This is a genomic window from Paenibacillus sp. F4 (genome assembly GCF_002894905.1).
In the GTDB taxonomy this organism is placed as follows: Bacteria; Bacillota; Bacilli; order Paenibacillales; family Paenibacillaceae; genus Paenibacillus; species Paenibacillus polymyxa_B.
The window spans coordinates 130,770-150,127 of the sequence record NZ_POVS01000014.1; the positions used below are offsets into that span (position 1 = coordinate 130,770).

Sequence of the window (19,358 nt, forward strand, 5' to 3'; positions counted from 1 at the left end):
ACCCTCTCTCCTCAAATTTTTGGACCGGGAAAGAGTATTAATCAAGGAAGAAACAAAGCGTTTCCGGGAATCACCGCTTTCGCTTCATGCTGACTTTCCCACATTAGACGTGCCATCGCGTCGCCTTTTTCATCATAGTATTCTACTTTTAAATCTACCATTTTGCCTGCTTCCAAAGTCATACTGCCTTTACGCTCTGTCCAGCTTTGTTTGAACCAGCTGTCAATCACCAATTTGCCGTCTACCCATACACGGATACCATCATCGGATATCGTGGTGAACGTATAGGTCTCGCTATATTGCGGTTTGATTTTACCCGTCCAGCGAACCGAGAACTGATCGGCATTCACCTTAGGGTCAGCTGCATTGGCACGCCAGTTGTAGTCCAGCTTGCTATCTGTACGGATCAAAACAGGACTTCCATTCAAATTCATATTGTTAAAATATTCGCCACGCAACCCGTTCACATATACCACATCAGGAACAGAAGGAGGAGTCGGAGCTGGGGGAACGATCACTACTGGCGGAGCCGGGATAGGCTCACTTTGTCCCTCGTCCGGTAAGGTCGGTATATCTGTCCCAGGTGGTTGAATCGTTTCCAATCCATTCTTCACATCATCCCGCGTCAAACTCCTCGAATCATTCATATAATCCTGAATTTGATTTGTTGTGTTATTCTCAGTCAGCATTTTGCCCCAAGTCATGGAATATACCCATTTAGGTTGAGCCTGCAACACCTCAGAACTCGGCATCTCACCGTGCTCCCCAATGGCAATCGGCTTATTCCGTGCCAGCCCAAGCAGACCTTCGTAATGACTTTGCTTAAAATCATTGTTGTAAATGTCTACTGCCAAGATGTCCACTTTGTCATCCCCGGGGTATTTCGGGGTATACGGGACAGTATACGAATTGGGCGCATTCGGACTCCATACCCATAGCAGATTGTTCAATTGATGTGTGTTTGTAAAACGGTCGTACATGATATTCCATAGCTGATTGAAATTAGTTTTGTTTCCCCACCAGAACCAGTCACCATTCATTTCGTGGTAAGGTCTCCACAAAACCGGAACCCCTGCATCACGAAGCTGCTTTAACGAAGCAGCGACCTTATCCAGATCGGCAATGAGGAGGTTATACTGCGTAGTACCTGGGGTCACGTATTTGTTGAACTCTGCCTGACTTACTTTCGCCTGTACATTGGCCCAAGTCAGTGGCCTACCCGGTAGCGCTTCATGAAAAGTCATCGTCACAATACCACCGGATCTGCTCCAACGGATAGCACTATCGACGACATTTTTACGTTGTGCTGCTTCCGTAGCGTCAGATTGACCAGAGATAGCTCCCATCTCATAGCCGTGTACACCCACATATGCCTGACTGATTTTTTGGACCTTGTTACTTAATTCATCCGGACTTTCCAAATAATCATGCTGACCGGTGACTATTTTTTTCCCTGAGATGTTGAGTAAATAGCTGTATAGTTCACGGGCCTGAGTAGAAGCGTCCGAATTAACAGGTTGTAATGAAGCGGCATTCGCCACAGACAGAGAATCACCAAAACCGACGGGCAACAATGAAAAAAGCATAATAACGGGGAGTACATGACGTATCAGTCGATACAGAGGAATAAAATTGAATCTCACTTTCGCTCTTCCTTTCGGTAGCCAGGCTGCCATCCTTGTGGAAGGCCCTTTAGCTTTGCGTACCTGCCTTTCGACAGGGCTGCGTTTATCGTTGGAAGGAGTTTGGATTCCTTCTTACCCTAAGTATCGACTTTTTTTTACCAAAATTTAATAGGTCATGTTCATGAATTTACAGGTTTTCGTCCAATTTCGACAGTTTAGGCTATGAATTTTCATGAATTCGTCTTTTTTTCGTTTTTACGAAAATAATTATGAGATAAATTGGTGACGGGAAATTTCATTCCAATCCATACAAAAGCGGACAATATCCTCTTCAACCAATTCAGAGCCAGTCTGCACCTCAATAAAGTCCACATCGGTCACAGCCAAAATGCTATGCTTCGTTCCTTCAGGAATGCGAACTACATCACCAGCTTTTACTTTGTGCAGCTTCTCATTCAAAATAATTTCCGCCTCACCACTAATAATGGTCCAAATTTCACTCCGTTTGAAATGAAGCTGATAGCTGATATTTTTGCCTTTCCGTACGCGGATTCGTTTGGTCAATACCTCGTTACCCTCGTCATACTTGACATAATCCACAACCCGATACTGCCCCCAACGACGTTCTTCATACATTGGACGCTGATCATGAGCCTTAAGCACTTCCTTAATGCGAGGACTTTCAGCCTTATTGGTCACAAGAATACCATCCGGGCTAGCGGCTACAATCAGATCATTCGTTCCAATGATCGCCACAGGAATGTCTAACTCGTTAATAAGACTCGTATTGACGCAATCCTCCGTTACTACACCTCTGCCCACTTGTTGATTAGACATTTCTTCTGTGAGCGTATTCCAGGTGCCCAAATCCTTCCAAAAACCATCGTACGGAAGAACGACAATGTCCTTCTCCTTCTCGACTACTTCATAGTCAAAGCTAATTTTTTCCAGAGATGCGTATTGCTTTTGCATTTCTTCATAATTCAGCGGCAAACCCTTGGATGCCAAGATATCCAGCAAATAACTTAATTTGAATGCAAAAACCCCGCAGTTCCATAGAGCATTGCGTTCAATCAGACGCTCCGCCTGCTCCCGGTCGGGTTTCTCTTGAAAATGGCTCACTTCGCGGTAGCCTGTGCTACCTTGGGTGGCATCGTTTTTCGGAATAATGTAACCATATTTCTCTGAAGGATAGGAAGGGACAACCCCGATTAAAGCAAGCTTACCTTCACTCTCCTGAAGCGTATGTTCCAGCTGGGCTACAGAAGCGAAGAAAGCATCCTCAACATAAGGATCTACAGGCAATATAGCTATAATTTCATCAGGGGAAACACCAGCAATGGAATATAGATAAGTCGCTGTCAGCGCAATCGCAGGAAAGGTGTCTCTGCGTTCCGGCTCAACAATGATGCGCGTATTCGGCCCGACCTGACTCTGGATCATTTCGACCTGTGCTCTCCCTGTCGCAATAAACGAGGATTCTGATAATCCGTTGTCTCCCAATTGTCTCCATACCCGCTGTACCATGGATTCCGAAATCCCCTCCGGGCTCTCCAGTACCTTCAAAAATTGTTTGGAACGGGAATCGTTGGACAAAGGCCATAATCTTTTACCGGAACCACCAGACAAAAGTACGAGCTTCATAACTCTCCACTTCCTCTCTATATTGGTTGGATGATCGGATGGGGCAAAGTTGAGTAGCCCGCTACGGGCTGGATTTGATCTTACGATCGCTGTTGGACCGGGATTCACTTGATTATATAAAATCGTATATAGGTTTGAATCCCGATCCAAAGACGAACGCTCCGCTTCTCCAGATTCAAATCCATCCCTGCGCTACTCAAAAATGCATCATGCCGATCATACCGTTTATTGCAAAAGGCGCGACCGGACATTATTAAGTCCGGTCAGCCTGTAAAGACGCGTGCGCGGCGTATCCGCCTGACGCTTTGATCGGAAGGAGCGGCTTCAACCGTGCCGCTCCTTCCGATCTGCCCTTCTACTCCCCCCCATAAGGTGGGAGTTTAAAAACTGTGACTCCACGGCGAAAACCAGCGGAGCGGGCAGAATTGTTCTGAAGAAGCGTCAGCGTTTGCCTTTATCCCCGGATTTTAACCTTTGAATGTTTTATATAATCCAGAAAATCCGGGGGTAACAGCAATCGGAAGAACAATCTGCACGCGCAGCGCCTTCAGCGCCTCCAACACCGCCACAGTCACTTTTTAATCTGTCACTTTTAAACTTCCACCTTATCCCGATTCCACCCACTCATCCGCGGACGACCCACGGAGTAGTATTCCAGCCCGGAGCCTTGGATCTGTTCCTCAGCGAATACGTTACGACCGTCAATGAGAACCGGCTTGCGCAAAATGGAGGCCAATTGTACGAGATCGACTTTTTTGAACTCTTCCCAATCGGTCAACAGGCACACAGCGTCGCTACCTTCGGCAGCTTGCTGTGGAGATGAGCACCACACAATATTCGGGTGATCCACGCGCTCCTTGAATTTATCCATCGCAATGGGATCATACAGTTTGACAATAGCGCCTGCCTGAATGAGCGTTTCTACGATTTCCAGTGCTGGAGCTTCGCGGATGTCATCTGTATTTGGCTTGAAGGCGAGGCCCCAAATGCCAATGGACACACCGTTCAGTTGACCCAGCGATTCGCGCAGCTTGGATACAATCATAAAACGCTGGTCGGTATTCACCTCGACCACCGATTTCAACAACTTAAATTCATAGTCTACATTACCTGCAATTTGGATAAGCGCATTTGTGTCTTTTGGAAAGCAAGAGCCACCATACCCGATCCCTGCTTGTAGGAAAGAGGAGCCAATCCGTTTGTCCATACCCATACCGTCAGCCACACAGGTTACATCGGCGCCAACCTTTTCGCAAATATTAGCGATTTCGTTAATGAACGAAATTTTAGTTGCCAGAAACGCATTGGACGCGTATTTGATCATTTCAGCACTACGGATATCCGTCACATAGATTTTATCCGTGAAGACCTGATGCAGAGTGACCATGGTTTCACGCAATCCTGTATTGTCCAAACCAATAATGATGCGATCCGGATGAAGCGTATCATTGATGGCTGAGCCTTCTCTCAGGAACTCCGGCGCGGAGACGATATCGAAAGACAAACTCGTGTGACGAGCCAACACGTCCTTAATCTTTTCGTTCGTTCCGACAGGTACAGTACTCTTGGTCATAATAATCTTATACCCGTTCATGGCTTTCCCAACATCAGCGGCCGCCTGTTCAATGTACGACAAATTCGCCTCGCCGTTAGCCAGAGAAGGCGTACCTACCGCCAAAATTACGATATCCGAGCGGCGTACAGCATCGGCCAAATCCGAGGTGAACTCCAACCGGCCCGCTTCCAGATTCAACGCGATCAATTCCTCAATACCCGGTTCATAAATCGGAGATTCTGCCCGGTTCAACATGTCGATTTTGTACTGCTCCAGATCGACACAAATCACCTCATTACCTTTTTGCGCAAAACATACACCCGAGACGAGCCCAACGTATCCAGTACCGATTACAGCCAGCTTCATTCCGTTCATCCTCCTTTTAGAAAGTTCACATAGGCTTGTTCTACATACTTTTTTAATTGATCCTTGAAGTTTTCTTCATCAAATTTGCGCGCATGGGTAATGATATCGTCCACATTCCATGCATGTTGCTCAACCTTTTCGACGGCCTCCAGCACATCCTCTACTTGATGCTTGCGGAAAAATACGCCGTTCACATGAGGAACAATCGTATCCAGCGCTCCCCCGCCCTGAAAAGCGATGACAGGCCGTCCGGCCGCATTCGCCTCCAAAGGCGTAATACCGAAGTCCTCTTCACCCGGAAAAACGAGCGCTCGGCATTCTGCCATCAGCTTGTTAACCTCTTCGTCCTCAAGCCTGCCGAGGAACTCAATGTTCGGGGCAGCCATACCTTCGAGTCGTTTACGATCCGGTCCTTCACCCACAATGCGCAGCTTGAGACCGTTACGTTTGAATGCTTCGATCGCAAGATCGATGCGCTTGTAGGACACCAATCGGGATACGATCAGGTAATAGTCACCGATGTTTGTAGCGCGTTTAAAACGGGATGTATTAATAGGTGGGAAAATCACATCCGAATCCCTTTGGTAATAGTGCAAAATTCTTCGTTTAACAACCGAAGAGTTGGCGACAAACTGGTCTACGTTGCGAGAAGTTTTGGCATCCCATGTTTTCAACCGGTTCATGTACAGCTTGAGCATGTTTTTGAGCAGGTTGGATTTGGACTGCCGGGCCATATATGTATCGTAATCCCAGGCAAACCGCATCGGTGTGTGACAATAACAAATGTGAAACGTATGTTTGGGTACCTGGATGCTTTTCATAAATGCACTGCTGGAGCTTAAAACAATGTCGAAATCCCTAAAATCAAAATCACGGATAGCAATGGGATACAGCGGCAGCACTCCTTTGAAGTTGTCCTTCACTCCTGGGACTTTTTGTAGCCAAGTGGCTCTAATATCCGCATCCTTCAAGTTACGCGACAGGCGGTCGTCGCTGAACACCGTTGTGAAGATAGGAGCATCCGGATACATATCGTGGAATACCTCTACTACCCTTTCCGCTCCGCCCATTTGGATTAAGTAATCGTGTGCTATCGCTATTTTCATCTGAATCATCCTTTAACGCGAATGTCGGTCAGACTCCTGCCAACAAACCCTTATAGTAATGAACTATATCCTTAACTGTGTTCTCGATGACAAAATGCTTCTTGACCCGTTCCATCCCTCTCTCACCCATCTGCTGACGTTCTTGTGGATGCTCCAACATCCAGCGGATGGCTTCTTCCAGCTTAGCCGGATCACCCGGTTCAATAAGCAGCCCGGTTTCATGGGGTACCACCGTTTCCTTGGGTCCACCCTCATTGGAAGCAATCACGGGGAGACCCGCAGCCATGCCTTCAATAATGACCTGACCGAATGGTTCTGGTGTAATAGAGGTATGAATCAGCAAATCACAACGCTGCATCAGGCCTTGAATGTCATCGACGTGTCCCAGCAGATTGACGTTAGCCAACCCGTATTCGCGCATCGTGGACTCTAATCGTTGCTTGTATTCCTCTTCTCCGAACAACGCATCTCCAGCCAGCCAGAATTTCACGCGCTGATCCGGTAAAAAGGAGCGTGCTGCTTCCAGTAAAATATGCTGTCCCTTCCATTCCGCCAATCTGCCGACCAATACGACGTTAAACGAGTCATCACCACGTACATGGGCAGCCTTGTCACGTGCTGTAATTGCTTTGGCAAAAGCGGAATAAACGACAAGCGTCTTTTTGTCCGGGGGTAACTCCAACGCACTCAGCGTGGACTTGGAATTAGCAATCACTCCATTGGGCAAAAAGCGGGACATCAGCCGAATCCCTTTGGCCACAATCGGCTTCAGATACGGCGGACCGATGTGGTCACGGATATGCCAGATCAAGGGCAACTTCGCCGATTTGGCGGCTACTGTACCATACAGTGCAGACTTGAGCGAGTTCGTGTGAACGCACACGACCTTTTCCTCACGCAGCAAGGGCGCAAGTTTTCTACCGTAAGCCAGCAAACGAAAAGCTGCTGCAGGCGCACCTAGATTCACGGCATTCCGTCCCCGATTGCGAATCGAATCGTCCAATGGAACGATGCGCACATCAATATCACGCTGCCGAAGCCGATCTGCCAGATCGCCCTCCTCTGCCAAAATAACGAGTGGGTCGATATGTTCCCCGATATTCGTCAGTATGTTATACAAAGCGACTTCGCCGCCGCTCCATCTTGCCGTATGGTCAATATAAGCTACTCTCATCATTTCGCCGCCGCCTTTCTATCAAGGACCTGTCGGAACACCTCTTCCACCTGCTCCGCTACATGTCCCCATGTATATCTGCTCAGGACATGGTCCCGGCATTCCCTTGCATTCGGTAGAAGTTCACGATGATCCAGCACACGCAGCAACCCTTCAGCAATGGCTTCACTATCCGTTCCCTTGAACAAAAGCTCGGGACGGAATCCTCTTAAAATCTCCTTGTTGCCACCCACAGGAGTCGCCAGCACCGGCAGTCCCGAGGCCATCGCCTCCACTGTGATCAGACCGAAACCTTCCAGTGCCTGTGTGGGTACAACGAACAAATTCGATGCTTGGTGGTACAGTGGAAGCTCCTCATCCGACACATAACCGAGCAGCCTTACATGGTTATGAAGATTGTATTCCGCCACCTTGGAAGCCAATTCTTCCATCAAGGGGCCCTTCCCTCCAATCAGCAACACATGATCAGGATGACGCTCGGTTACTCTTCGCCATGCTTCCAGTAGCTGTAGTAGTCCCATTCGATTAACAAGACGACGAACGGTTAGCACAATCGTCGCATTTTGCGGCAAATTCAGGCGCTTCCGCACCGCTTCTTGATCCTCTGCCGGGTGGAACCTTTCTACATTCGCAGCACCTGGAATAATATGAATTTTGCTGAGTGGAACCTTATAGTGCTCATGCAAAATATCCCGAAAAGTTTCGCTTAGCACTATAAATTTATCCGCCAGTCCGTATGCCTTCATCTCAATGGATTTGGCCAACGTCGTTTTTAGCAAATGCTTGATGCCCTGTCCTTCAATCTTCATTTCCTCCGTCCACGGTCCGTGAAAGGTGGTAACTACCGGGATTCCTCTTTTTTTCGCCTCCAGCGCCGGTCCGACACCATAGGGGGCAAAATGTGAATACAGTACATCCACCGGTTGCTTGTCGAACAGCTCTGCTGCATATTTTTGCATTAGCTCTCGACGCTTCCACATGGATTGCTGCTTGCTGCCTATCGAATGAATCCGAATACGGTCGGGCGCCTGCGGCTGCTCGTCACTACAGATTAGAGCATCCAGCGTATTGCGCTCTAACGTAAGCTGCTCACAGATGGATTTGAAATATGTGTTGAGGCCTCCTGGCTGCAAGGACGGCCAGCTAAGCCCCGTTGCCGCAATACGAAATCCGTTATTGTACGACATAGCTGGTTTCTCCTTTCTGCTCGGTATGTCCGTCATCCACGATTTCTATCTTTTTTCGCCGCTTGGTTAGCTCATAATGCTTGAAGCAGACGAGAAACTCATACATCACCCAGAATACTGCTACGGCAAAACCCGCCAATCCCTTGCGGTATAAGCCTTGGACAAAATACTTCTGTACAAAGCGGGCAGGAGGCCGCCACAACAGTCTGGTAATCCGAAAGGATCTTCCTTTGTTAAATGCCGTCTCTGCTTCCAGATCTGTATATTTGTTAAAACGGGTCATATGATCACTGATGCTGCGGAAGCCGTAGTGCCATAACACGCCCTCCAGATTGACAATCTGGGAAGAGGCTACATCCGGCATTTCATGAACAAGACTATTCGTAATGCCATAAATACGCCGATTGTACAAACGAACCAGGTACTCGCCTTTGTTCATCCATTTACCGAGAAAATCTCCAATCCGAAATACGGAATATGCTTTGGCCGGATCGTGGAGTGTTTCCTTAACTTTCAACAAGTCTCCAAGCAACTCTGCATCCACTACTTCGTCCGTATCAATCAGGAATATCCAATCAAATTCCGCTTTTTCAACACCAAACATGCGCTGCTTGGCATAACCGGGCCACGGGTTAGAAAACACCCGACAGCCCAAGGATTCAGCTACCTGAATCGTATTGTCCTTGCTCCCTCCGTCAATGACGACGATATCGTCCGCAAAGGGCTTGCAGGATTTAATGGCGGCTGTGATTCGAGTGCCATCATCCTGAGCGATAATAACTACGGATATCCGGTTGTCCGCGGGAACGCTAGACATGTGGTTCATTAGCGGGTGCCTCCTTCTTTATCTAACCGTTAACTGGCTTTTTCCGGATGTAGTGTGACATCGTTGATCGGAGCCATTGAAAATCTTGTTTGGAAATAATCAGTCTTGGAATCTTCATTTTCAGAACGAATTTAACATTACATAAAATGAAAATGAACCGTAGAATCCCCGAAGACAGCATTGCTATCCCTGCACCCGTCAATCCATATCTCGGCACGAGTATGGACAGCAATGGAATGACGAGCGCCAATCCGACACCCTGTAGAATGGTAACCAGCTTGGGCTTACCCAACGCCATAAATTGTTGTGCCAGCACCATGGTCCCTCCACTGATAGCAACCTCAAGCACCAAGAACCGGAATACCGTGAGTGCTTGTTTAAACTCTTGACCATATAACAATGTAAATACGAACGGAGCAATCAGCATCAGCATCACCGCAGCCAAAAAGGTTGCCGTTGATGTCACTCGAAATGCCCGAAATGTTATGGCCACCGCCTCTTCCTTATTCAGACCAGAGGCTTTGGGAAACAGCACGACAATGATCGAGGTAGAAAATACATTCACCATCCTGGCCAAGCTGACCGCTACTGCATATAAACCGAGATCAGCGGGTCTGAGCAGACCCGCAATCAAAATCTGATCAATATAAGTGGAAACCTGCCCCATGAGATCATTTCCGTATGAACCCATACCGTAGGTAAAGAGATTTTTAAATTGCGTCCAGCTGTTCTTTACCTTTGGTTTGTACAGCCGAATCATTCGTATCGTGACACCGATATAAATCGGCAAGCCTGGCAGTAAATAGGCCAATGCCGAGGTGTACGGATTCATATTTCCGGTTAGGATCAGAATCGCTAGACCCAGCAGTGTACTTAGCGGTACCAGATACCGGAATAAATTGTACTGCTTATATTCCGAGCGAACTTGAAGCAATGCATTATTGATCTGTGAAATCGCTATGAGCGGACACATCATCATGGAGCACTGCGCGAAAAGTATGACCGATGAAGAAAAAGAGCGCAGCCAATAAGGAATTAGAAATACTCCGACGAGTGTCGCCAAGCCCCCGAACATGGTAGCCAGCAGCAAGGCCAGACCATACAGCTTGCCCGTTTCCTCCGGTTTCCTTTTCGCATTGTAAATCAATGCAGACGGGACACCGAAGCTCATGCAGAAGGCGAGAAATTGAGACCAGTTCACCATCGCTGTCTGTTCCCCGCGTCCAGTAGGACCCAGGAATCGTGCCGTTAGCACACCAGTCAGCATATTCACGACGAGAATCAGCATACTGAATATCATCGTTTTTACTGCTGCGGAGCTGTTATCCTTGCTTTTGGCAAACCGAATCACTGTGGACCATAGTGTCCGGACAGGTGCGGATAATGCTTGTAAGTTTTGCACAGCCTTTACCTTCTTTCCGCGATGACATCTTTTGCCCATAGTCCTATTCCGATCATCATCCAGATCAGATAGCCGCGCATACCGGGGAAACCATTATCTGATATGAGACTGGCTACAGCTCCGGCCCACGTAGCCAACGCCAGTCTGATATAAGGCTGACTGGCATCTCGTGCGGCAATACGGGCGAGAAGGCGCTTGATGATAACGAACAGACCACCGAAGAAAAAGAATGCCCCGAAAATACCGAAGGTGAGGAAAATGGCGATATATCCATTATCCATAATCCCAAGTTCGCCGAGATCGCCGCCGTTATCAAGCTTGGTTCCGATTCCTACACTCCCGATCCCCTGCCCGACCGGATTGCCAGCAATCGCCGGAAGCATCGTATGCAGTAAATCCAAACGTTCATTGTACGAATGATCCTGCTGAATATCCGTCAGCGTCTGCATGCGAGCCACCAAACCTTCTGCCCCTGGAAGTTTTGGAACAATGATGTAGAGAAGAAGGCCAACTATAGCTAGTTGAAACAAGGTTTTCCACTTTCCCTTGGAAGATGAACTGAGAATGTAAGCCAGCAACATGACGAATGCAATTAGCCAGGCTGAACGTACCAGCGTGATTAAGAGACAAACGACCGTCAGCAGGATTCCGATCCATCCCAAAGTGCCACGCCAACGTTTTTCCATTAGCATGGGTACCAGTGCCATCGCCAAGAAAATAGCGCAGGGACCGGGCGAGTTCATGGAAGAAAATACTCTGATTTGAAGTGGTTCTGGAACACCAATGGAATTCATTTCTACATGATTCATCCAAAATGCATCCCACGGAGGCACCGTCAAGTACTGGATAATGCCGTAAATTGCCACAAGAACAGCAATGTTGGCATATGAATACAACAGTCGGTCCAGCTCCTTCGCCTTCATGGGCTTAATCGCAAGATAAGGCAACAGGATCAAAGGAACCACATAATTGGCTAAATCATAAGCAAAAACAATACCATTTTTGAATAACCCGACCACACTTCCGTAGGCCAATTCTATGCCGAAAAATACAGCAATTCGGGTCAAGGGTTTTTCCGCCTGATGAATGCCTCGCAACACAGGAATAATCAACATACTGCTTACCAGCAGCGGTGCCACGCTCAACAAGGAAACCGAGTGATATGTTCCCTCCATCCAATCCGCAATGCGGCGGATTTCCGGGCCTACTGCCCACACTGCCAGTGTGTAAGGAATCAGTAGCCGCGATTGCAGGATCGCCAGCAGGAAGGCCGGAAAAACGAGCGCCAGCAATATGGCTCCCTGCTGGCTCATGGTGGGATTCATCTTGGCGCTGACAAATCCGATGGCGAGTGGCAGCATACAAGCCAGCAATCCCATGCCGATCATGCTGATTCCACGCCGATTTCCTAGCCAAACGGAAATCTGCTGATCTGCCAACCGACTCATGTTTCTCACCCCTGACCTCCCTTCATCCGCTTCCGCTTGAACATCTCCTTAAACAGCAGAACGAGAAATTGGGAATCCTCAATCAAATATCTTTTCCACAATCGTTTAGGCTCCTGAGACAACCTCCAGAACCATTCAAATCCCGTCTTCTGCATCAGCTCCGGTGCTCTTTTCACATTTCCCGACAGGAAATCAAAGGTCGCTCCCACCCCAATCGAAATCGGAGCGCGGTAAGTCTCATAATATCTGTAGATCCATTTTTCCTGTTTAGGTGCGCCTACACCTACAAAAACGATGTCCGGGCGAGCCTCTTGAAGCAGTTGGATAATGTGCCTATTCTCCTCCTCGTTTTTCTCAAAGCCATAAGAAGGAGAGTAACAGCCCACCACATTCATGTTCGGATAAGATTCCTGGAGATTGAGCATAGCCTTCTCAGGAATACCGTCAGCTGCACCCAGAAAAAATAAACGATAGCCTCGATCTTCAAAAGCCTCTCCCAGCCGAGTGAACAAATCTGACCCGGACACCTTTTGTTTGAGGGGTTTTTTCAGTAACTTAGACGCCCATATGATAGGCATCCCATCGGCCACTACAGCTCCGGCATCCGAATACACCTTGCGGAATTCATCATCCTTGCGAAGCTTGATCACATGATCGACATTACAGGTCAAAATGTAGGAATGACGCTGATGTTCAATAGAAGTATCTATAAATTCGAGTAGATCATTAAAATCGTAATTATCAAAGTTGACATCGAACATGTTCACTCTGCTCATCGTATCACTTCTCTTTGCGAAAATCGGTTTGAGTAGATGTCTGGTATAACGCGTTCAAATACCAGCAAAATGGAATAATCATCTGAACCGTCGACAACGTATTATCTGAAAACGAGTAGATCAGAAAGCCTGCAATTAAGCTTGCAAAATAAGGTTTGATAGACTTGGCAAGCGACCGGTAAATGAGAGCGAACACGATCAGCAATGAAAGCATTAATAGCCCGCAACCGATATATCCCGTGTCAAAATAAAAGCGTATATACTCGTTATGCGGTACAACAAAGCCATTGAATAATGTCCCGTCGTTCGCGACCGTTACCGCGCCAAGACCTCTCCCTGACCAAGGGTAATCATGTACTCTGTTCAAAAAATATTCCCATGCCTCCGAGCGTCCCGACAGGTCAATGCCTGTATCGGTCTCCCGTTCGAAGGAGCGTTTTTTTAAATTGTTCCATTGCAGGGCCACCGCCCCCAGAGCAACCAAAAACGATCCGGCCAGCGGTAGCAAATAATTGACTTTCCCCTTGAGGTACTGACGGGCAATATCAAACAGATACACAGCAAACATTAATAACAATGCCAGAATCGGTCCACGTGTACCGGTGGCGATCAGAATCAGAAAGTTCAGTGCCAACACAGTGTAATAAAAAGCGGCTTGCTTGGGTTTACGCTTGACCTCAATTAGAGAGACGGCAATTCCGAGAAAGGAGAGCATTGCCAGATGCGGCGGTATATTCGCTCCTTGTACTCTGACTGCGCCCGTAAATTCTACATCCGTAAACGAATGCAGCCCTAGAACCTGCAAACCCAGTCCAATGACCACACTAATAATGGGCAACAGACTGATCAGTCGGATATGCTTTTCTGCTACATCCTTTTTCCACTGGATCAGTAAAAAAAAGAAAGGGAGTGATAAACCGACGAACGCCTTGACGGCAATCGAGGTCGTTAACAAAGGCAGCCATGCTGAAAATCCAAATGTGATCCCCAGCATGATCACCAATGCCCAGACCGGATAGCTGAACTTGAGACGTATGCCATACACGAGCATGCACGGCACCAGCAGAGCCAAAATGCCCAATTTGTACAATGACAAAATCTCAATACCGAACACGCCACCCTGATACAGAGAATCGACTGAGACTGCTATACTTAGCAAAACAGCGTAGCTGATGCGCTCTGGATGATGGATAGAAACAGCCAGCAAGAGCAGTAAACATACCGCCGCAATACTGACCACCGGCTGATAGGTAGCCGCAATTCCTACAGCAAGAGCGCCCAGTAGAAAAATAAAAACATGCTGTATGGTGTTTATTCTAGTAGTCCAAGGATAGTTACTCATGTTCCATCTTTCACCCCGCAGCTGACTCGCTTTTCCGGTTGCGCAGTGTATCCAGCGTCCCACGGATACTTTCAAGCCTGCACCGGTTCAACAGCTTCCTGCCCTCACTACGCGCCAGCAGGGAATCCACAGTGATGTATAACACTTTGGCTGCCGTCTTCGCCATCAGCATCGCGTTGCCGCGCAGACCTACGGCCTGAGCAGCGTTAGACATGCCCTGACAATAGTAGCGGTTCATGATCCATTCTTTCGTTAACCGTGAAGCCGGCACAAAATGTTCCACAGACATGTGTGGATGATACATAATCGTTCCACCATTTTTACGGATTTGCTCGAATACCCACGATTCTTCACCAGATAGAAGGATATCTCCCTTTCTGCCTAGATGAAGCGGGAACATAACGGCGGCAAAAGCCGTTTTGCGCATCGCCATATTCGCTCCAAATGGATTCAGTCCCGACGGATATTCACGAACGGCTTTGCCCAGATCAATAATCGTGTAAGGCAGTTCAAGCGGGCCTGTCAGCCAACCCGGTCGTTCCGTCTCAAACATAGGGTCGATTTTCCCACCCATAGCCGTCAGCTCAGGATTGTTCCCGAATGCTGACATAATCGTTTGCAACCATGTAACACACGGAATTGCATCATCATCGAGAAAAGCAATGACTTCCGCTCTTGATAACGTAATGCCTGCATTACGAGCAGCAGACAGTCCTTGTTCGCGCTCATAATGATATCGGAGATGGATATTCTGACCATGGGCGACGGTGAACCTTTTGATCGTCGCTGCTGTATGATCGGTGGATCGGTTATCGACCACAATGATCTCAGCCAGTGCAAGGTCTTCCAGCTCCAGCAGGGACATTAACGTTTTCTCCAGCAGGTCCGCCCGGTTATAGGTGCAAATAACGACGGACACTGCGGGACATCGCTTGAATGCATCCATCAGTAAGCATCCTTGGAGAACAGCATTTTAACGCCTGTTTTCATGATGATTTTCAAATCGAGCCACGTATTGCGAACATGAATATACTTCAAATCCATTTGCACCATTTCTTCGAAGCCTACACTGTTACGTGCGCTCACCTGCCAGTAACCCGTACATCCCGGTGTTACAATCAGGCGTTGCTTATCATAATCGGAATATTGCTCGACCTCGCTGGGCAACGGCGGACGCGGACCGACTAAGGTCATGTCGCCGACCAACACGTTCCACAGCTGCGGAATCTCATCAATACTCGTCTTGCGCAGAAAACTGCCAATTTTCGTGATCCGAGGATCGTTTTTAATTTTGAACATGGCGCCGCTCACTTCATTCAGCTCCATCAAGTCCTTTTTCAGTTCCTCAGCATTGGACACCATTGAACGGAATTTATACATATCGAATAACTTCTCATTCTTGCCCACCCGAGTTTGCTTGAAAAACACGCTTCCCTTTGGGTCTTCGAGCTTAATCAAAACGCCTACCACTACAAACAGCGGAAGCAAGACGATCAAGCCCACGAACGACAGCAGCATATCAAGGAGGCGTTTTGTGACCAGGTAGGACGTTTTATCCTGAATTTGTGTATTTCCGTATGGCATGTAAAACGCTTTACCTGACATGACAGCCTCGCCGTCCTCCGGTAAATTTTCCATGCTCATGCTGACGTACCCCCTCTCAACCTGCCGTGGTTGCTTTCTCGGTCTTTTTCAACCATTCATTCATGGCCTCCATAACCGGATACTTCAAATCATCGCTGGCAAGCGCAAATTCAAGTGTGGTTAAAATATATCCAAGACGTTCACCTACGTCATAACGTGTGCCTTCAAAATCATAGGCGTACACACGCTCACTCTGATTCAGCTTTTGGATCGCATCCGTCAACTGAATTTCGCCGCCAGCTCCTTTTTCCTGAAGATCAAGATATTTGAAAATTTTCGGCGAGAACACGTAGCGACCCATAATAGCCAAATCGGATGGTGCTGTGCCTGGAGCCGGTTTTTCTATAAAATTATTCACTCGGTACAAGCGTCCGTCCTGCTGATCCGGTTCAATGATGCCGTACCGGTTCGTAAACTCCTGCGGTACCCGCTGCACACCGATAACCGAATTTTGAGTTTCCTCATACTGATCCATCAGCTGGCGCAGGCAAGGCTTTTGACCTGTTACGATATCATCGCCCAGCAGCACACCAAACGGCTCGTCCCCGATAAAGCGTCTTGCGCACCATACCGCATGTCCAAGACCTTTGGGTTCTTTTTGGCGAATGTAGTGAATTTCCACTCCCGAAGAACGCTGTACTTCCTCCAGAAGCTTCAGCTTACCGTCCTCGAGCAGTTTGGATTCCAGCTCAAATGCGTTGTCAAAGTGGTCCTCAATGGCACGTTTGCCTTTACCCGTAACGATAATAATGTCCTCAATACCAGAAGCAATCGCTTCTTCCACGATATATTGAATCGTAGGCTTATTGATAATCGGAAGCATTTCCTTAGGCATCGCTTTTGTGGCAGGGAGGAAGCGCGTACCTAACCCTGCTGCTGGAATAATGGCCTTTTTCACTCTTTTCGTCATCGCACTCATTCTCCTTGCTTCATCGAATTTTGGTGTTGCTTACTTCACCTGATTCATCACAATTCCAACCAGCGTCGCACTGGCCTGCTCCATGAGTTGCTTTGTTTTGCGTAGATCTTCCCGTTTTGTACGACCATGTCTAGCAACGAGAATCACACCATCCGTTAAGCCTGCAATCAGGCGAGCATCCGTATAATTCAGCGCCGGAGCCGAATCGAGTAAAATGATGTCATATTCACGTTTGAGTTCTTCCAGCAGCTCAGCCATACGTTCGCTACCGAGCAGATCTGCTGCGTTGTACAGGGTGTCTCCACCGGGAACAATCGATAGCTCCAGGCCACCATGTCTAACGATAGACTTGGAAGAAGCCCCACCGCGCAAATAAGCCGATAGACCTCCGGTATTCTCCATTCCGAATATCTCGTGCAGCGCTGGTTTATGCAGATTGCAATCCACCAGAGCCACCTTCTTGCCTTCTTGTGCAAAGGAAACTCCGATGTTGGCGAGCAGTGTTGTTTTACCCGCTCCGCTTTCCGGCGAGGTCAACAATAGAACCGTGCCACGGTCCTTTTGCCCAATCACCTGCTGCCGGATGTATGTACGGAGGGATCGAAATGATTCCGAGATATACGATGATGGATTACTTTCTGTAATCAACATGTCATTCAATCGCAGCATATTTACGCTCCCCTACCCGTTCTTTGGAATTTCCGGCTGCTCCATCGACATCCTTCTTGCGAATGACTGGAATCGATGCAATTACCGGAATACCGATGTCCGCGTCCGCTTCTTTCTCCGAGCGCAGCGTACCGTTAATGCTTTCCAGGAACACAATCGTACCCAGCGCAATCATCAGCGATACGAGAAAACTAATCGCAATATTCATGAGCGGGTTCCCATTAATCGGGTCAGGATTGGCCTGCGGGTCCGCTTCATTTAAAATTTTCACATTATTCAATTCCATCAATCCCGGAACTGTTTGTACGAATTTCTGGGTTACCGCGTTAACAACCGCTGCGGCCTGTGGATAGCTCCCTGCCTCAAACGTCAAGCCGATAACCTGACTTTTATCCGAGGATTTAATCTGCAGCTTCTCTGCCAACTTCTGCTGCGTCAAACCGAACTCGGGATGAGTCGCTACAACAGCGTCCATAATTTTAGGCGAAGTGAGAATTTGCTTGTAGCTTTCCACCAAATTAAGACTTGTGTTGACGTCGTTCAGATTGTTGCTCCCCTGCTTGGCGGAAATATGATTAACCAGCAGTTGGCTTGAAGCGGAATAGACTGGCTTCACGACATTGTCGCTCACAATGTATGTTGTTACACATGAGAGAATGACAAAAATCGCAATCAGCCACAATCTTCTTTTAATCAGGACTAGATAATCCAAAATGGTTTTCTCCACAAAAATCCTCCCTCCTATACAATTTCTCTTCATATTTAAGTATGACTTTATTGTAACAATTGGCTCTGTGAACGACATGGAACCGAATGGCACTTTCTCCCTCACTACAGGGGGAGGGGAATGTATACTTTCGGATACGGCATGGTATACTTTTGTACCATACATTGTCGATTATGGAAAAAGAAATCGAAAAAAGCCTCAAAACCACCAAGGTTGGTGATTTTGAGGCTTTTCCTACCACTCGCACATGAAAGTGCAGCGTAGCTTATAGAGTCAGCGCATCATACCATGTTTGTTGGCTGGTACTTCGCCAGACCAATGGCATTGGCATACAATGCTGCCTGCGTACGATCCGCCAGCCGCAGCTTGGCCAAGATCTGACTGACATGCTTTTTGACTGTGAACTCACTGATAAATAACCGGGATGCAATTTCACGATTGCAAGCTCCTTGTCCCAGCTCGACCAGCACTTCCTTTTCCTTTGGCGTCAGGTCGTCGGTCAGATTGCCCGCATCTTCACGCAGCTTGTTTTCGAGAATAGCCGGATCATAATATTTGCGTCCTTTGTTGACAAGATGAATCGCGTAAATTAGTTCCTCAGGCAATGCTTCCTTAAGCACATAACCGTCCACGGAAGCTTCCTCTGCTTTCAGAAAATCTTCACGTGTTGCGGAAGAGGTCAGCAAAATAAATTTACTTCTGAAACCACGTCCGCGTGCTATCTTGATAATATCCAGCCCCGATTCATCAGCTAGTTTCAAATCCAGCAGCACCAGATCCGGATTCGTTTCCTCAATCACCACAAGTGCTTCCTGTTGATTCTGGGCCTCTCCCGCAAACTGAACATTGGGCTGCATGGATATAACCGCAGCGAGTCCTTTCCGTACTAAAGGATGATCATCGACAATGACAATTTTCATGATTCGGCCTCCTGTCTACAGTTCAGGA

At 47.7% G+C, this 19,358-nt stretch carries 17 protein-coding genes and 1 riboswitch; all 17 genes read right to left on the bottom strand.

What is annotated here, in order from left to right:
• Positions 1–41: 41 nt before the first annotated feature.
• The gene (locus C1T21_RS15835; RefSeq protein ID WP_103048923.1) at positions 42–1,643 is read right to left on the bottom strand and encodes a glycosyl hydrolase; all 1,602 of its coding nucleotides are present in this window, start codon (positions 1,641–1,643) and stop codon (positions 42–44) included.
• Positions 1,644–1,656: 13 nt separating this feature from the next.
• A riboswitch (cyclic di-GMP riboswitch) is annotated at positions 1,657–1,737 on the bottom strand.
• A 155-nt stretch (positions 1,738–1,892) separates the two neighbouring features.
• A complete protein-coding gene (locus C1T21_RS15840; RefSeq protein WP_013309163.1) occupies positions 1,893–3,269 on the bottom strand; it encodes a sugar phosphate nucleotidyltransferase in 1,377 nt (458 codons plus the stop codon).
• Between the two features lie 592 nt (positions 3,270–3,861).
• Positions 3,862–5,190 (bottom strand): UDP-glucose dehydrogenase family protein, encoded by a 1,329-nt coding sequence (locus C1T21_RS15845; protein WP_103048924.1) that lies wholly within the window; start codon positions 5,188–5,190, stop codon positions 3,862–3,864.
• A gap of 5 nt (positions 5,191–5,195) precedes the next feature.
• Positions 5,196–6,296 carry a glycosyltransferase gene (locus tag C1T21_RS15850; RefSeq protein ID WP_103048925.1) on the bottom strand — a complete coding sequence of 367 codons (1,101 nt, stop codon included), beginning with the start codon at positions 6,294–6,296 and terminating at the stop codon, positions 5,196–5,198.
• A gap of 28 nt (positions 6,297–6,324) precedes the next feature.
• On the bottom strand, positions 6,325–7,473 hold the full coding sequence (locus C1T21_RS15855) for a glycosyltransferase family 4 protein (protein WP_103048926.1): 1,149 nt from the start codon (positions 7,471–7,473) through the stop codon (positions 6,325–6,327).
• Positions 7,470–8,657: a glycosyltransferase family 4 protein gene (locus C1T21_RS15860; RefSeq protein WP_103048927.1), complete on the bottom strand. Its 1,188-nt coding sequence runs from the start codon at positions 8,655–8,657 to the stop codon at positions 7,470–7,472. The genes C1T21_RS15855 and C1T21_RS15860 overlap by 4 nt, the downstream gene beginning before the upstream one ends.
• The gene (locus C1T21_RS15865) at positions 8,644–9,483 is read right to left on the bottom strand and encodes a glycosyltransferase family 2 protein (RefSeq protein WP_023987421.1); all 840 of its coding nucleotides are present in this window, start codon (positions 9,481–9,483) and stop codon (positions 8,644–8,646) included. Before C1T21_RS15865 ends, C1T21_RS15860 begins: the two co-directional genes overlap by 14 nt.
• Positions 9,484–9,505: 22 nt before the next feature.
• Positions 9,506–10,885, bottom strand: a complete 1,380-nt coding sequence (locus C1T21_RS15870; RefSeq protein ID WP_103048928.1) for a lipopolysaccharide biosynthesis protein — start codon at positions 10,883–10,885, stop codon at positions 9,506–9,508.
• A gap of 5 nt (positions 10,886–10,890) precedes the next feature.
• On the bottom strand, positions 10,891–12,333 hold the full coding sequence (locus C1T21_RS15875; RefSeq protein ID WP_023987420.1) for an O-antigen ligase family protein: 1,443 nt from the start codon (positions 12,331–12,333) through the stop codon (positions 10,891–10,893).
• A 5-nt stretch (positions 12,334–12,338) separates the two neighbouring features.
• Positions 12,339–13,109 (bottom strand): WecB/TagA/CpsF family glycosyltransferase, encoded by a 771-nt coding sequence (locus C1T21_RS15880; RefSeq protein WP_028543109.1) that lies wholly within the window; start codon positions 13,107–13,109, stop codon positions 12,339–12,341.
• A 4-nt stretch (positions 13,110–13,113) separates the two neighbouring features.
• Positions 13,114–14,451 (bottom strand): O-antigen ligase family protein, encoded by a 1,338-nt coding sequence (locus C1T21_RS15885; protein WP_103048929.1) that lies wholly within the window; start codon positions 14,449–14,451, stop codon positions 13,114–13,116.
• 10 nt (positions 14,452–14,461) lie between these two features.
• Positions 14,462–15,397, bottom strand: coding sequence for a glycosyltransferase (locus C1T21_RS15890; RefSeq protein ID WP_061830280.1), 936 nt, complete (start codon positions 15,395–15,397; stop codon positions 14,462–14,464).
• Complete coding sequence (locus C1T21_RS15895; protein WP_013309152.1) at positions 15,397–16,095, bottom strand: sugar transferase; 699 nt, start codon at positions 16,093–16,095, stop codon at positions 15,397–15,399. Before C1T21_RS15895 ends, C1T21_RS15890 begins: the two co-directional genes overlap by 1 nt.
• 16 nt (positions 16,096–16,111) lie before the next feature.
• A complete protein-coding gene (gene galU / locus C1T21_RS15900; RefSeq protein ID WP_013309151.1) occupies positions 16,112–17,005 on the bottom strand; it encodes a UTP--glucose-1-phosphate uridylyltransferase GalU in 894 nt (297 codons plus the stop codon).
• Positions 17,006–17,044: 39 nt separating this feature from the next.
• Complete coding sequence (locus C1T21_RS15905) at positions 17,045–17,683, bottom strand: CpsD/CapB family tyrosine-protein kinase (protein WP_103048930.1); 639 nt, start codon at positions 17,681–17,683, stop codon at positions 17,045–17,047.
• Positions 17,667–18,410: a YveK family protein gene (locus C1T21_RS15910; protein WP_025720510.1), complete on the bottom strand. Its 744-nt coding sequence runs from the start codon at positions 18,408–18,410 to the stop codon at positions 17,667–17,669. Before C1T21_RS15910 ends, C1T21_RS15905 begins: the two co-directional genes overlap by 17 nt.
• A 281-nt stretch (positions 18,411–18,691) precedes the next feature.
• Positions 18,692–19,330, bottom strand: a complete 639-nt coding sequence (locus C1T21_RS15915; protein ID WP_103048931.1) for a response regulator — start codon at positions 19,328–19,330, stop codon at positions 18,692–18,694.
• Between the last annotated feature and the right edge of the window lie 28 nt (positions 19,331–19,358).